12 protein-coding genes and 2 pseudogenes are annotated in these 16,680 nt (G+C 33.9%); 6 read left to right on the top strand and 8 right to left on the bottom strand.

The genetic code is table 11. The features are described 5' to 3' along the window. Positions 1-255, top strand: a pseudogene (locus tag E4T68_RS06680) (ISNCY family transposase); the annotation flags it as partial. Positions 256-488: 233 nt separating this feature from the next. Here E4T68_RS06680 and E4T68_RS06675 read toward each other — a convergent pair. Next, complete coding sequence (locus E4T68_RS06675; RefSeq protein WP_135125359.1) at positions 489-1,142, bottom strand: YitT family protein; 654 nt, start codon at positions 1,140-1,142, stop codon at positions 489-491. Between the two features lie 258 nt (positions 1,143-1,400). Then, complete coding sequence (nagA, locus tag E4T68_RS06670) at positions 1,401-2,543, bottom strand: N-acetylglucosamine-6-phosphate deacetylase (RefSeq protein WP_135125357.1); 1,143 nt, start codon at positions 2,541-2,543, stop codon at positions 1,401-1,403. 122 nt (positions 2,544-2,665) lie between these two features. On the opposite strand from nagA, the gene rnhC reads away from it, so the two are divergent. The 4 genes from rnhC to E4T68_RS06650 all read left to right on the top strand — a co-directional run bounded on the left by rnhC (position 2,666) and on the right by E4T68_RS06650 (position 5,824). Next, positions 2,666-3,571, top strand: coding sequence for a ribonuclease HIII (rnhC, locus tag E4T68_RS06665; protein WP_135125355.1), 906 nt, complete (start codon positions 2,666-2,668; stop codon positions 3,569-3,571). A gap of 235 nt (positions 3,572-3,806) precedes the next feature. Further along, a complete protein-coding gene (efp, locus tag E4T68_RS06660) occupies positions 3,807-4,370 on the top strand; it encodes an elongation factor P (RefSeq protein WP_135125353.1) in 564 nt (187 codons plus the stop codon). 100 nt (positions 4,371-4,470) lie between these two features. Continuing rightward, complete coding sequence (locus E4T68_RS06655; protein WP_135125351.1) at positions 4,471-4,905, top strand: hypothetical protein; 435 nt, start codon at positions 4,471-4,473, stop codon at positions 4,903-4,905. Positions 4,906-5,290: 385 nt separating this feature from the next. Beyond that, on the top strand, positions 5,291-5,824 hold the full coding sequence (locus tag E4T68_RS06650) for a DUF308 domain-containing protein (protein WP_135125349.1): 534 nt from the start codon (positions 5,291-5,293) through the stop codon (positions 5,822-5,824). Between the two features lie 350 nt (positions 5,825-6,174). On the opposite strand, the gene arcC is transcribed toward E4T68_RS06650, so the two are convergent. The 6 genes from arcC to alaS all read right to left on the bottom strand — a co-directional run bounded on the left by arcC (position 6,175) and on the right by alaS (position 15,807). Then, on the bottom strand, positions 6,175-7,143 hold the full coding sequence (gene arcC / locus E4T68_RS06645) for a carbamate kinase (RefSeq protein WP_370543846.1): 969 nt from the start codon (positions 7,141-7,143) through the stop codon (positions 6,175-6,177). After that, positions 7,133-8,476 carry a M20 family metallopeptidase gene (locus tag E4T68_RS06640; RefSeq protein ID WP_135125345.1) on the bottom strand — a complete coding sequence of 448 codons (1,344 nt, stop codon included), beginning with the start codon at positions 8,474-8,476 and terminating at the stop codon, positions 7,133-7,135. Before E4T68_RS06640 ends, arcC begins: the two co-directional genes overlap by 11 nt. Positions 8,477-8,662: 186 nt before the next feature. Next, positions 8,663-10,135: a YfcC family protein gene (locus E4T68_RS06635; RefSeq protein ID WP_135125343.1), complete on the bottom strand. Its 1,473-nt coding sequence runs from the start codon at positions 10,133-10,135 to the stop codon at positions 8,663-8,665. 200 nt (positions 10,136-10,335) lie between these two features. Next, the gene (gene argF / locus E4T68_RS06630) at positions 10,336-11,349 is read right to left on the bottom strand and encodes an ornithine carbamoyltransferase (RefSeq protein WP_135125341.1); all 1,014 of its coding nucleotides are present in this window, start codon (positions 11,347-11,349) and stop codon (positions 10,336-10,338) included. Between the two features lie 41 nt (positions 11,350-11,390). Continuing rightward, positions 11,391-12,617 carry an arginine deiminase gene (gene arcA, locus E4T68_RS06625; protein WP_135125339.1) on the bottom strand — a complete coding sequence of 409 codons (1,227 nt, stop codon included), beginning with the start codon at positions 12,615-12,617 and terminating at the stop codon, positions 11,391-11,393. 556 nt (positions 12,618-13,173) lie between these two features. Beyond that, positions 13,174-15,807 carry an alanine--tRNA ligase gene (gene alaS / locus E4T68_RS06620; RefSeq protein WP_135125337.1) on the bottom strand — a complete coding sequence of 878 codons (2,634 nt, stop codon included), beginning with the start codon at positions 15,805-15,807 and terminating at the stop codon, positions 13,174-13,176. Between the two features lie 379 nt (positions 15,808-16,186). On the opposite strand from alaS, the pseudogene E4T68_RS06615 reads away from it, so the two are divergent. Beyond that, positions 16,187-16,680: pseudogene (locus E4T68_RS06615) on the top strand (helix-turn-helix domain-containing protein); the annotation flags it as partial.

Raw genomic sequence — 16,680 nt, 5'->3', positions numbered from 1 at the left:
CACACAAAAGCGTTGGTTATTGAAGCATTTAATGGGGATATTTTCTTGAATATCGCTGACAACATTTATGCCACACGTTGTTTGTTAACACATGAAGAGCATTCAGCGGTGTTTGATTTGGGTGAGAATATAAAAAAAGAAAGACGCCAATACGTTCCACCACAATCACATCCGTGGAAACTGGCATCTTTCAAACGCTATCTCAAGAGTATTGGAAAAACTCTTGAAGAGTATCAAGACAACAAGCCTGCTTGATACTTTAATAGCATACATTATTTTGCCCTATAAGTGCAATGATTTTTTTGAAAATCATTGCACTTATAGTGGCCCACATTTTGGGACATTTTCATTTTCGATTGACATTAGCAGTTGCACTTTTTATGATTTTTCTTATTTTGCTCACCTTGATGAGCAAAGCACTCTATAAAATGCCTCATCTTATTAACTGAATAGATTTTTCCGCACTAATACAGGCGTTTTCTCACTCCTTAACAGTCTTTATATTGAATGGTGCTGAATACATTATATTTTTCCATAATCGTTAACGTGGATTGTATCATGGTCGGAAAAATAATGACATTTAATAGTGTCCCCTCACGAATGGTCATCTCACCTTGAGCGATTAAAACAAGCACAACAACTAAAATAATTGCTGCAATATCTACCACTTGTCGAACTCTCTTGAAAGATAAATTATATTTTTCTGCAATTACATGACACATCGCTTCAACAGGAAAAACAACTAAATTCAATCGGATAATCAACGCAACTGTAACAGAACAAATAATACTTCCTAAAATAAACCACATTAAACGCACAATGTATGTATCTAATACTATTGATGAAAAAACATAGTACACCATGATATTAACAATCTCTCCTAACAGATACGATACTCCTAATTGTAACCATTGTCGCCAATGAAATGTATCTCTTTGTAAAGCAAACTGAGCAAATACACATGCCACATTCACAAGAATGAGAATAGTCCCCACATGAATAGTTGAAATGCCCGAAAGTGTTTTGCTAAAGGCATTAATACTGCCAACACCCACATTTGCTTTCAACGTCATACTCACTCCAACTGCTGCGAATATAATGCCAATAGTTGTCAAACTTATATTTGCTATGAATTTTTTCATCTTGTCCTCCATATAAAAAACTGTTTCCATATTATACTTACTTTTTACTCAAATAACAATATATAACTATCTATCCTCAAAAAACATGCACTATATCCTGTACATTCCTATCCGTTCTGATTAAACAGCACACTATATAAATTAGCACCCTAATCATTAGACTCTTGTCTAACCATTAGGGTGCTACCTATTTAGGTAAAACTGCTGGACACATGTCAAGATGTGTTACCTGTTTCTCCTTGTATATTGTATTTTTTATTATTTTGTATAACGTTTTACTCCGTCTAAATACGTTGCATGAATATCATAATCACGTGTTACCACAATAAAGTCTGCTGGATACCCCTCATCCAATGCTCCACATTCTTTTTCAATACCCACACTTTTAGCTGCATTATAACTCGCCATGCGATATGCCTCAAATGGTTCAGCAATTCCCCAATGAATGACATTTTGTACTGCTTGATACAATTTTAAAATGCTTCCAGCTAAACTACCACTATCTTTCAAACGTGCCGTCCCATCTTTCACAATAACATCTAACTCACCTAATTTATAATCTCCCTCTGCCTGTCCACCTGCTGCCATACAATCTGTAATCAACACAGCATTTTCTCGTCCATTACAATCCATAACAATTTTAGCTGAAACGGGATGGACATGATGTCCGTCACAAATCAATTCATCATGAACACCTTTACAATTTAATGCTGCTCCAACCACTCCAGGCTCTCTATGGTGCAAACCACGCATACCATTGTAAACATGAACGAAAATAGATGCTCCTGCATCAACGGCTGCCTTAGCTTGTTCATAAGTTGCATCTGTATGAGCAATTGCCACATAAACATCTTGTTTTTTAGCATGCTCTATAAATGCAATTGCACCGTCACGTTCTGGTGCTAAGGCAATTTTATTAACCAAGCCATTAGATAATTGTTGCCATTTATCTAATTTATCAATTGAAGGGTCACACATATAATTAGGATTCTGTGCCCCTTTATATTTTTCGTTAAAAAATGGTCCCTCCAAAAAAATCCCTTTAATTTTTGCACCCTGTACTTGCGTTTGGCCAACAGTCTGACATACAGCATCTAATTGCTCTGTAGAAGCCGTTAATGTTGTCGGTAAAAATGACGTCACTCCACAAGATAACAATGCTTCAGACATAATTTTCAACCCTTGTGAATCGTTGTCCATCACATCTGCTCCTGCATATCCATGAATATGCGTATCTACTAATCCTGGTGCAATATAGTACCCAGAATAATCAATAATCTCCGCTTTTGGTTTTTGTTCAGTATACTGTCCAAACGTACCGTCTGGTCTAATCTCTAAATAACCTGCCCCTTTCTCTTGGGTTGTGAAGAAAAATTTATCTGCATAAATATACTTTTCCATTCTATTCCTCCTCTAATCTAATTATTGTTATATATAGTATACTCCCTTTAGATATAAGGAGCAACTTTAAATTAATCTGGCTTTTTGATATAATGCACTATATCAAAACTTAGGAGATAATTATGCATGTTATTACATTACCAAAATCAACTTTAATGAGTATGAAACAACACTATACTCACTATTTAAAAGCTAACCCACCTGCACATAGCTTATTTTGTGCTGTCTACCAAGGTACCACCATTACTGCCTATACATCAGGTAAAGTGCTATTCCAAGGTAAACAAGCCGATCAAGAAGCTGCCTTGTGGCAAGAAGCCTTACAAAAAAACGCTCAATCTACAACAAGCTTACCACCACATTTCCACTCTTTATCTGTTATAGGTAGTGATGAAGTCGGCACAGGTAGCTATTTTGGATCTCTTGTTGTCTGCAGTGCATTTGTCCCCTCTCATCAACTAGAGGATTTAAAAAAATTGGGTGTACAAGATTCTAAGAAACTGACAGACACACGCATTCAACAACTTGCTAAATTGTTAAAAGAACGTATTCCTTACCATATTATTGATGTCCTGCCAGAAAAATACAATGATGTACAACCTACAATGAGCCAAGGACAAATGAAAGCTGAACTTCACAACCATGCTTTAATTCACTTATTAAAAAAAATAGCTCCACAAAAACCTGATGCTATTTTAATTGATCAATTTGAACAACCTTCAACTTATTACAGGCATATCCAACATAAACCTATTCAAATTAAAGAAAATGTTTATTTTGCAACTAAAGGTGAATCGCATCATCTAGCCGTTGCTGCTGCTAGCATTATTGCACGTGCTACTTTTCTAGATACATTAAACACCCTGTCACAACAAGCTGGTTGCCTACTTCCATCTGGAGCAAATAGCACCGTTGATGAAGTAGCTGCACAACTTATCCATCATTATGGCATTGAAGTTCTACATAAATTTGCTAAGTATCATTTTGCCAATACACAAAAAGCCATTCACCTTGAAACACGTTTATAATCTCTCTTTATAACACAAAGACGAATCCGTATCGAAAAAGTAAATAAATGGTTCTATTGACAATTTGTATTAACATATTTTAAACAATAGCATAATCAATTAACTAGCATGTCCTCATTAAATAAGACTAACTAGCATGGAAGATTACTCTAGTGTATAATTCTGCTTGTTGTATAACTGAAAATACGCTATAATATTTGAGTATTGACTCTAACAAAATTTAAGGAGAAAAAAGATGATTAACGTAAATGATTTAAAAGCGGGTATGACATTTGTCCAAGACGGAAAATTATGGAAAGTTTTAGAAATTAGTCACCATAAACCTGGTAAAGGGAACACGGTTATGCGTATGAAAATCCGTGACGTACGTAATGGTTCAACAGTAGATACAACTATGCGACCAGATGAAAAAGTTGAAAAAGCTCACATTGACAAAAAAGAAGTGCAATATTTATATAAACAAGATAGCACAGCTATTTTCATGGACTTAGAAACATACGAACAATATGAAATTCCTGAAGCATCAATTGAAAATGAGTTAAAATATATTTTAGAAAATGAAACTGTAAAAATTGAATTTTTCGGCAGTGAAGTTGTCGGTGTGACACTGCCAACAACAGTTGTGTTACAAGTTAGTGAAACACAACCATCTATTAAAGGGGCTACAGTGTCTGGTTCTGGTAAACCTGCAACAATGGAAACTGGTTTAGTTGTTAACGTACCAGACTTTATCGAAGCTGGTGAGTATTTAGAAATTAATACAGCTGAAGGCACTTATATTAAACGTGCAACAAAATAATAACATAACTCAACGAGAAGTTTTGGACATTTACAAAACTTCTCGTTTGTCTGTTTATAATCCGTTAGACTAATTTAAATTAAATGATAAAGGAGTTTTCATGAAAAAACGTCACGTTTTATTCTTACATTTTTTATTACTTTTGTGGTTTGCCCTTGATATGACCGGTTTTTGTTTTAATCATTTTTGCTTAGTGACCAGTTCATATCAAGATGACGGTATTTTCTTCTTCCTCTATGTAGGTGTCATTGTATTATTTATGACAAATAAAACCATTGGCAACTGGCTTTCCATTATTTTTTTATCGCTTTGGTTTCTTCTGCAGTTTATGGCACACGAATGGTATACATTTTTCGACAGTGGCATAATGGGAAATTTACAAGGTAAAATACAGTATTTTTCAAAAACTGTCCATTGGTTAGTTATTGAGGGAAAATATATTCCTGACGTTTACCATACTATTTTGCACATGCTTATTCTATTAACATTAATAGGAACTATCCGATATGCTTTAAAAAATAATTCATCTGTTTAATTTTCACACACTTCAAAAATCACTTATCAAAGGTCATGTTTAACCATCATATCTATTGGATCATGAAACATGGCAGATTTTAATATCACACATTTAGTAAACAAATATCACATTATAATTAATGCTAAGTCTATAAATTATCAAGCATATATATCATTTTTCCACTTTTTCATACATTTTCTGACTCTTCACAGTATTCTTTTTTAGAGTACTCTAAAATTGCTTAACCACATCATAATATCCAAATGATTTAACTAAAACAACTGTTATCATTAGACTATTTCTGTCATTTTCTGAAAAAGATAGAATTTTTTATATAAAAAACTTTATTTTTACATTAAAAAACATTATAATATATATAATTTATTGGAAGCGAGGTGAAAATATGATAACAAATTTGAAATATTTTAAGTGGTTCTTATTAATATCAGGTATCCTTTTTATTTTAGTAGGTTGTATTACTCTGTTTAATCCCATTAGCCAACTAGCAACCCTAGGATTTTCATTAGCTATTGCCTGGTTGATAGGCGGAATTGTTGATGTTATCGAATTTTTCACAATTGATAATCCTTTCCGTTCAAAATTGTATTTAATAAATGCAATTTTAAATATCATCTTCTCACTACTCCTACTATCTGGTGGATATACAACATTTACATTATTGTTACCAACACTAGTCGCTTATTGGCTAATTCTGATTAGCATTTTCCAATTAGTTTCATCTATTCTCTTAAATATTGAAAATTTTTTGAAAAGTTCATTCTTTTGGTATGCATTAATTGGTCTTATTGTCGGTGTCTTTTTATTATACCATCCATTATTTACTGGATTAATCGTATCATTGACTATTACATTTTCCTTTATTCAACAAGGGATTCATGCTATCACACGATTTTTATCCTTAAGTAAAATCGTTTAAATTATGTCATACCTATTTAGAAACGGTTTTTTCAATGGATACATCAACAAAGTTAATTATTAAAAACATTCTTTCTTAATCTATCAAAACTGAAGAATACATCGTGTGGAAAAACAAAAATGTTTCTCCACATGATTATTTTTTGTTTTCAAAATACTGTACTTCCAACCTTATGAAACCAAAAATTAACGAATCAGTTATATTTTTTGAGTCAAATAATGTTGTCCTATTTCAAATATTCTAAACAAAACCCCCTTTTTTTACATAGGGGGTTCTTATTATTTATTATAAATCATATTATATAATGATATATATATATATATAATTTTTACAATAAAATTTCCTTACATTTAATCTGCAACTACTTGAGTACCGCCATGACCTGTTAAAACTTGTTCAATGTTTTCCAAAGATGTAATAATAGCTTTTCCTTGTGGATAACGTTCAACAAAATTAATGGCAGCCTCTACTTTTGGTAGCATACTTCCCGGTGCAAACTGATTTTCAGCAATATATTGTTTTAATTGTGAAGGTGTAACTTGTTCTAATTTTTCTTGGTTTGGTTGATTATAGTTTACATAAACATTATCCACACCTGTTAAAATAACGAACAAATCTGCACCAACTAATTCAGATAATGTTTGACTAGCAAAGTCTTTATCAATAACTGCCTCTACACCTGTCAATTGTTTAGTTTGTGGATCTTCGACAACTGGAATGCCTCCACCACCTGCTGTAATCACAACAACTCCAGATTCAATCAATGACCGAACCACATTAACTTCTTTAATACCGATTGGTTTTGGTGATGGAACAACTTTACGCCATCCTCGTCCAGCATCTTCTTTGAAGATAGCACCCGTTAATTCAGCTTGATGTTTTGCTTCTTCTTCACTTAAAAACGGCCCTATTGGTTTAGTAGGTTGACTAAATGCTGGGTCATCATTCGACACAATAACTTGTGTCACTACTGCAGCAACGTCTTTATGAATACCTCTTGTTTCCAATTCATTTACTAGGGCATTTTGTAACCAAAATCCTATACTTCCTTCTGTCATGGCTACACAAGTGTCTAATGGCATGGCTGGATTTTTTTCTGAATCTGCTGCAGCTTGTTGTAATAATAAATTCCCAACCTGCGGTCCATTTCCGTGTGTAACAATAAGTTCATCTCCGTTTTCAATAAATTGTACCAAATATTTCGCTGTTTGCACTAAGGCTTTTTGTTGTGCTTGAGCAGATGCATCAGATGACAAAATAGCATTCCCACCTAATGCGATAACAATTTTACGTCCCATTTTTATTCTCCTATCTTTCATGTGTGCTTGCTAAACGATAAATAGCTTCCGCATAAATGTCCATTGCATCAAATAAATCTTTTAATGGCATACTCTCATTTTCTTTATGTTCCGTTTCTGGTGTATATGGAAACGCAGCTCCATAAGCCACACAATTTTTCATTGTACGTGCATAAGTTGCTCCACCAGATGATTTTGCCGGTGTTGTGTCTCCAGTTTTTTCATGATATACCGCCATTAATTGTTGAATTAATTCGCTATCTTTAGGCACATATAGAGGGGCTAAATAATCAAATTCCTCATAATTTAAACCAAACACACTCGCTTTTTGTGTCAATTCATCAACTAATTGCTCTTTATTTACTAAAACAGGAATACGAATATCTAATCTGATTTCCGTTTTCTCATCATTTATTGTTAATCCCGCCACATTAAATGATAAAACTCCTGACGGTTCATCTTCTAAACATTTTCCGAAAAGATGTGTTCCTGTAGCGTCTTCTCCAATACTTTGTGCAATAAACTGAAGTGTTGGATTGTCTACACATTCTGATAAGGCAATCGCTAAACGTACAATCGCATTTGTTGCCTTAGGAGCATCTTTGGCATGCATTGATTTCCCTAATACAATAATGCCATCATCTTCTTGGAAATCAAATTGATGTTTATGTAAAGCAGCTATTAGTTTTTCTTTTAATTCCCCTTCATAACGTGCCTTACCCGGAACAATATTATATGCTTCACCAACTTCAATAGATAAATTAGAATCCCCCTTACCAACTAATTTTGCTTGCAATAACCCTTTCTCAGCATAAATCAGTGGAAATGTAGAATCTGGTGCAAATCCCATAGTTGCTTCTTCTTCAATAGATGTATATCTATTTAAGCCACGCCATAACGTTTCTTCATCTGTTCCAAAAATAAAGCGTATACGTTTATTAAAACTTATCCCATTATCCATTAATGCTTTAACAGCAAATAACGCTGCCATTGACGGTCCTTTATCGTCCTGCGTTCCACGTCCATATATCACATTCTTATCAATCACTGCTTCAAACGGATTAGTCTTCCATTCATCCAAAACACCTGCAGGAACAACATCTAAATGGCATAAAATAGCAAAAATTTCTTTCCCTTCTCCTATTTCTGCATATCCATAATACCCTTTTGGATCTAAATACGTTTTAAATCCCAATTCTTCCGTTAGTTTTAAAGTATCTTCTAAAACATCTTGTATCGCTTGTCCAAATGGTGTCCCATTTTCTCCCTCATTTAAAACTGAAGGAAACTGAACAAGTCGTTGAATTGCTTTAACACATTCCTCTTGATGTGTTTTCGTGATAAATGTATGCATACGTTTCTCCTTTAATGTGATTTTTTAGATATAATACACCATATAAAGTAGTTCTATCCACTTATATAACTGTACATCTTATGATGCATGGTATAGTTTTGATTATGCAATTGCCGGTGTTACTCTATATTGCTTTATTAATGTATGTCTAAATGCTTCAGTAAAGCTCTCAATCCATTGAGTGCATTATATGAAAGTTCCCAAAACTAATAACACAATACTTACAATGACTAATAATCCTACTAATTTTCCTGCAAATTTCCACCATGTGCCTAGTTCGATACGTCCTAGTGCTAAAGCTCCCATAACGATACCTGAACTTGGTGCAAGTAAGTTAACGGCACCAGATGCAGCTTGGAAAGCTGTAACTACTAAGTCTGCACCTACTTTTGACAATTGTCCTAGAGGAGCAATAATACCAATTGTTGCACTTGCTAAACCTGATGTAGACGGAATTAAAATAGACATTGGTAAATAGAAAATATACGCCAATACAACAAAAACTTGTTCTGATAATCCACTTAATGCCCCAGCACCAAAGTTTAAAATTGTTCCAGTAATATTACCATCATTCATAATCACTTGGATACCACGTGCAACAGCACAAATTAAGGCAACACTTAGTAAATCAGCCGCTCCGTTCATAAACGCTTTAATAAAACGTGCTTCTCCCATTTTTGATGCAAAACCAATTAATATAGACATTGCAATAAATAACATTGTTACTTCTGGGAAATACCATTCTCCTAAAGCTAATGTTCTTCCCATACCAGGAAGTTTTCCTACAATTCCATTCAAATCTTTAAACAATGTAATACCAAATTCGCTCCATGGAATTAAACTAAGAATCATAATGACAAATGTTAATCCAAATAACACTAAAGACGCTTTTTGTCCACCAGTTAATTTAACATCTTCATTGGTTTGTTTACTCAAGAAAAATTCTTCATCTGCTTTGCGTTGATGATACACTAATGATTTAGTAGGATCTTTTTCAATTTTACTTGCATATCTGTAAACAAACATAATTGATAACGTTACCATTACAACGAAGAAAATCACACGTAATAAAATACCGTCTGCTACACTAATTCCAGCTGATGCTGAGGCAACTCCTGTAGCAAATGGGTTTACAGTAGAGGCTAGACAGCCTACTTGAGATCCAATCAAAATAACGGCTACTGCTGTTACCGAGTCAAATCCAACAGCCATCATAACTGGAATTAACAATGGGTAAAATGCCATTGTTTCTTCGCCCATACCATAAGTTGTTCCACCTAGTGCAAAAATAATCATCAATACAGGAATTAATCTTTTCTCTTTTCCTTTGTATCGTTTAACGATTGAAGCAATCCCTACATCTAAAGCCCCTGTTTCTGTCATAACACCTATGAACGCACCAACCATAATAATAAAGAATGAAACATCAATTGCAGCTAACGTAGGATTGGGATTATCTGGTGTTCCTAACATGGCACGTACTGGTGCCATTAACACATCAAACAATCCTTGTGGACTTTGTTCTGCTGCAGTATATACCCCGTCTTTGTAAGAACCTGCTGGGATAATCCATGTTAACACAGCCATTAATGCAATCATAATGACTAATACAGTATATGACGATGGCATCTTAAAACCTTTTTTAACTTTTACTGTCATGTTTTGTTCCCTCCTAATTATAAAATCAAATTACTCTTTTTATAATAAATAGGATTATATACACACTCTTTCACATCATAAGACAATATCCTATTATATCTAAGACGTATTCTCCCATTTACTATAGTCTTATATAAACTTAAATTGTTCTGGTTCTGATTTAACATCAAAACCAGAACAACCTGTCATCATGATATGATTTATACTTTATTAACGAATAAATTACCTGCTGTTAATGCCATTATCGCTTTAATTGAATGCATACGATTTTCTGCTTGATCAAATTGACGTGCGTATTTGCTACGGAATGCTTCATCAGTAATTTCCATTTCTTTAATACCGAATTGTTCTGCAATTTGTTTGCCATACTCTGTTTCTGTATCGTGGAATGCTGGTAAGCAGTGTAAAATAATTAAGTCTTCATTGCCTGCTTTACGTACTAAATCCATATTAATTTGATATGGTTGTAATAAAGCAACACGTTCTGCAAATTTATCTTCTTCTCCCATTGATACCCAAACATCTGTATACAGTACATCTGCACCTTTGACAGCTTCATCTGCATCATCAGTAATAACAATACGAGCATTACTTTGAGCAGCATATTCTTTTGCTAACTCAACAATCTCTGCTTCAGGGAATAGTTCTTTTGGAGAGAAAATATGAACATTAACACCTAATATTGCTCCTGTTACTAATAAACTGTTGGCAACATTATTACGACCATCTCCACAATAAACAAGCGTTAATCCTTCTAAGCGTCCAAAATTTTCTTTTACTGTTAAATAGTCAGCAATCATTTGTGTTGGATGCCATGCATCTGTTAGCCCATTCCATACAGGTACACCTGCATATTTTGCCAAGTCTTCAACAACTTCTTGACTAAATCCACGGAACTCAATGCCATCAAACATACGACCTAAAACTTTAGCAGTATCTTCAACAGATTCTTTTTTCCCTAATTGAATGTCGTTTTTACCTAAATACTCTGGATGCGCACCTAAATCAATAGCAGCTGTTGTAAAAGCAGCACGTGTACGTGTTGATGTTTTTTCAAACAACAGTGCAATATTTTTACCTTCTAAAAATTTATGTGGCACGCCACGTTTTTTTAAATCTTTAACATGAGCAGAAAAGTCAATTAAATATTCTAATTCTGCACGTGTAAAATCTTTTTCTTTTAAGAAACTTCTTCCTTGGAATACTTGTGTCATTTTACAATACCTCATTCTCTTTTTTATTGGCACTTTACCCATTAAATATCTTCACGTTCAAATGGCATAGACATGCAACGTGGGCCCCCACGACCACGAACTAATTCGCTTCCACGAATTTTAATTAATCTCATGCCTTTTGATTCTAAAATTGCATTTGTAATGGTATTGCGATCGTACACAACAACAACTCCAGGAGAAATAGTTAATGTATTTGATCCATCATTCCATTGCTCACGTCCAGCAGCAACAATATTATCGCCACCACAACGAATTAACTCAACCTTATCCACACCTAAATTTTCAGCTAATAGTTCTGCTAAATCTCCATTTTCACGCACAATTTTCAATTCTTCATTTTCATACGTTACAGAATATACGCGTAAACTACTTTCAATCTCTGGATGGATAGTAAATTTATCATAATCAATCATTGTAAACACTGTATCTAAGTGCATGAATTTACGATTATTAGCAAACTCAAATGCCAATACTTTTTTAAATCCTACTCTTTCCTTGAAAATATTAACTAATAATTTTTCAATAGACGCTGCATCTGTTCGTTGTGAAATACCTACTGCTAAGACATCTTTAGATAAAATTAATTCATCTCCACCTTCAATACGTGTAGTTTCTTCACGATTATAAACTAGTTTCACATGACCACCATATACTGGATGATATTTGAAAATATATTTTCCATACAGCGTTTCACGATTTCTTGTTTCGGCATACATATGATTCAGCGATACTGCATTCCCCATTGTTGCAAATGGATCTCTTGTAAAGTACAAGTTTGGCATTGGATCAATAGCAAATGGATAATCTGATTCGACCAAATCGGTTAATCCTTTTTTATCGTCACTAATTTCTGGCAATTCTACTTTTCTAAAGCCAGCCATTGTTTTTTCAACCAACTCTAAATTATCTTCAATTCCGTTTAATATTTGACGGATAGATTCTTTTGTTTGTCGTCCACGAATATTAGCTTCATCTAAATATTCTTCAATAAATTCTTTTCTTATTTCTGGTGTGATAAGTGATTCTGCAGCTAGTTGTTCTAAATATAACACTTCTACTCCCTCATCACGTAACGCTTGTGCAAATGCATCATGCTCTCTTTGTGCCTCTTCCAAGAACGGAATATCATCGAACAGCAATCTTTGCAAATAATCAGGTGTTAAGTTTTCTAACTCTTTACCTGGTCGATGTAACATCACTTTTTTCAACTTTCCAATTTCAGAAAATACATGAATTGGTTTAGTCATAGTCGTTTCCTCCCTAAAACTTTATTTCAGTTGATCAGACTGAAGAACAATTGCCCTCTTTTTTGTACCTTAATGTTAACGCTAACAAAACAAAAAATCAACTGTCGAAAAATAACTTTTATGTATGTTTTTTATAATTTTAGATTTTTATACATTTTACTCAAAAATTTTATATCTTCATTTTCAAAACATTTATAAAATTGCATAAATATTCTTTATTATATTTTAATTAAATTTTTTTTATACACTTTTTTTACCCTGTAAATCTCGTTTATATCCACAAAAAGTCAGTATCTACGTGAAAAAAACATCAACTATTTTTATGACAATCATTATTTATTTACAGAAAAAAACCGTTTCTTCATGCAATTTTTTTGCATGAATTACTACTTTAAACATCTCCTTATCTTATCTGAACTATTCCTACTTTTTCAAATAAAAAGCATATCTCTACTATATTTTTTATTTTCAAGTGTGTTTCAAATACATTTTCATTACGTTTTACATAGAAAAACATCGGTACATTGAAATCTGTACCGATGTTCATATTTATCAATTATAATAAGCTACTCACTTTCTCCAAAGCTGATTTAATTCCCGCTGGATTTTTACCACCTGCTTGTGCCATATCAGCACGGCCTCCGCCGCCTCCACCAACTAACGGTGCAATTTGTTTAATCAGATCACCTGCTTTAACACCTTTATCATTTGCCGTTTTATTGGCAGCAACCAATAAACTCACTTTTCCGTCTTTAGCACTCGCTACAACAAACACATCAGAATAATCTGCTTGTTTCCACGTATCTGCTAACGTACGCAGTTCATTCATTTCTTTGTTAGATGTATCTGCTAAAATGACACGTAAGCCGTTGACACATTCAACTTGTTCAAATAAACGTGTCGATTCTTGTTTTAATATGCTCTCTTTTACTCCATTTAATTCATGGGTTAATTGTTTGTGTTCTGCTTGCAATTGCTCAATGCGTTTCGGCACATCATGAATAGCACTCTTTAACTGTTTAGCAACAAGCTGTAATTGATCAGACATGTCTGTTAAAAATGCGTATGCCTCTTGACTAGTTAGTGCCTCAATTCGTCGAGTCCCCGCTCCAATTCCTGATTCAGACACAATTTGGAATAGTCCAATTTCTTGGGTGTTAGAAACGTGAATCCCTCCACACAATTCAATAGAATACTCGCCAATGTTGACAACACGTACATGTTTGCCATATTTTTCGCCAAATAATGCCATTGCTCCGAGTTCCTTTGCTTTATCTAATGTTGTTTCAAGTGTCACAACCGGTAAAGCAGCCCAGATTTTTTGATTAACCAATTGTTCCATACGTTTCAATTCATCTTTAGTGACTTGACCAAAATGTGTAAAGTCAAAACGAAGTCCATTTGGTGTAACATAAGATCCCGCTTGGTTTGCATGCTCACCAAGTACGTCTTTTAGCGCTTGATGAAGCAAATGTGTTGCCGTATGGTTTTTAGTGATTTTATGACGACGTGTCTTATCCACACACAATGTGTACTCTTTATCTACTTGCATAGGTAAAAGCACTTCAACACTATGCATAGCTTGTCCATTTGGTGCTTTTTTGACATCAATAACATGGGCTACAACTTGATTATCTTCATTTACAATAACTCCAGTATCTGCAACTTGTCCACCCATTTCAGCATAGAAAGGTGTTTTATCAAAGATGAGTTGTGCTTTTTGCTGCATTAAAATGGTGTCAACAAGTTCATCTTGAACAATCGCAACACGTAATACACTTGTTGCTTTATCTGTTTCATATCCGACAAATGCACTTGCTACAGTAATATTTGTATACAAATCAGACTGCACATTCATAGATTCTTCTTTATGTCGTGCAGCACGTGCACGCTCTTTTTGCTTTTTCATAAATGTATCAAAACTCTCTGTATCAATACGATACCCACGTTCGCTAGCATACTCTTGAGTAAGTTCTAATGGGAAACCGTATGTATCATATAACTTAAATGCAGCCAATCCATCAACAACTTGTTTGTTATCTTGTTCCATTGTACTAAACACTTGCTCTAATAAAGTTAGACCATCATGTAATGTTTCATGGAATTTAGTTTCTTCTGAACCAATCACTTTAACAATAAAATCATGTTTTTCAACGATTTCTGGATAATATTGCCCCATAATTTCCCCTACTACAGAAACAAGCTCTGTTAAAAAGGTTCCTGTAATCCCTAGTTTTTGTCCATGCATCACAGAACGGCGAATTAAACGGCGTAAAATGTATCCTCTACCTTCATTTGATGGTAAAGCTCCATCTCCAATAGCAAAGCTGACTGCACGAATATGGTCTGCAATTACTTTAAATGATGTGTCAATATCTTTGTTTTCTCCATACGTCTTATTCGGACTTAACGATTGAATTTTTTCTATAATAGGCATAAATAAATCTGTTTCAAAATTAGTCTTTGTATTTTGAATAACAGAACTCATTCTCTCTAACCCCATACCTGTATCAATATTTTTACGTGGTAATGGTTGATAAGTATCATCTGGCATGTGATTAAATTCTGAAAATACTAGGTTCCAAATTTCTAAATAACGTTCATTCTCTCCACCAGGATAATTTTCTGGGTCATCTTCAGCAATATCTAAAAACTCTGGTCCTCTATCATAAAAAATTTCTGTACATGGCCCACAAGGTCCAGCACCAATATCCCAAAAATTATCTTCAAATGGCACTAAATGATCACTTATAAAATGGGGTTGCTTACGCCAAAGTGTTGGTGTTTCCTCATCTTTTGGATAGTATGTTGCATATAATTTCTCTGGTTCAAAACCTAGCCATTCTGGACTTGTTAAAAATTCCCATGCCCAAGAAATTGCTTCTTCTTTGAAATAATTTCCAATAGACCAATTCCCTAACATTTCAAATAGTGTATGATGTCTAGCTGTTACACCAACATTATCAATATCATTTGTACGAATGCATTTTTGTGTATTTGCCAACCTTGGATTAGTCGGCACAAGACTACCATCAAAATATTTTTTCAACGGTGCAACACCGGCATTAATCCACAATAGAGTTGGATCGTTGATTGGAATAAGTGAGGCACTTGGGATAATATCATGTTGTTTTGATTTAAAGAAATCTAAATATTTTTGTCTAATCTGTGAACTTGTTAATGGTTTCATACTTCCTCCTAAAATAAAAAAAGCCCCTTGCATATAGGGGTGCTTGCGGCACGGTACCACCCTACTTGCAACGAACAGTGTCATTACGTCTTTTTCCCATTATCGTTGGGTCACGTTGATATTTCTATCAAATAATATTACATTGTCTTATATCAAAAGGGAGCATTATATTCATGTTTCCTCTCACCATACAGAAACTCTCTGATTGTTTAAATATAACATAGCCTTTTTTATGTCTAGTACATATACAACCATTTTAAAAGATTTTCTTTCTTTCGTCAACGTTTTTTTGACTAAAGAAACTGAAATTATCAATCGAATGTGATAATGTCTTAAAGTAATCGAATGACAAAATGTCCCAAAATGATAAACTAGAGATATGAAAAGGATAGAATTAACAGTGAATGAAATAAAAAAATATAACGTCATCAAAGCCGTTCATCATGGCAAAAAAACAAAACAACGTGCCTGTGTTGAATTAACTTTATCATTAAGACAAATTAACCGACTACTTAACAATTATGTTCAATTGGGTAAGTCAGCTTTTTCTCATAAAAATAAAAAACGCTCGCCAAAGCATAGTCTACCTGAATCTACTAAAACTTTTATTGTAGAACTATACCAATCATTTACCAATTTAAAACCTAATGTTGTTCATTTTACTGAAATTTTAAAACAAGAACATGGCATCAATTTAACAGATACAACTGTTCGTACCATTCTCTATAACCATGGGATGATTTCTCCCAAAACACATCGTAAAACAGTAAAACGACTAAAACAACAGAAAAAAGTAGCACAACAGGTGAGACATGAATTGTCTATAAACTTACCCCGTTCTTGTGAGTTTCTAGCAGATAGTAACACTATCCA

Origin of the sequence: Granulicatella sp. WM01, assembly GCF_004570605.1 — a bacterium.
Taxonomy (GTDB): Bacteria; Bacillota; Bacilli; order Lactobacillales; family Aerococcaceae; genus WM01.
Note: the sequence above shows the minus strand (reverse complement) of the source record. Positions and strands in the feature narration are given on the sequence as shown.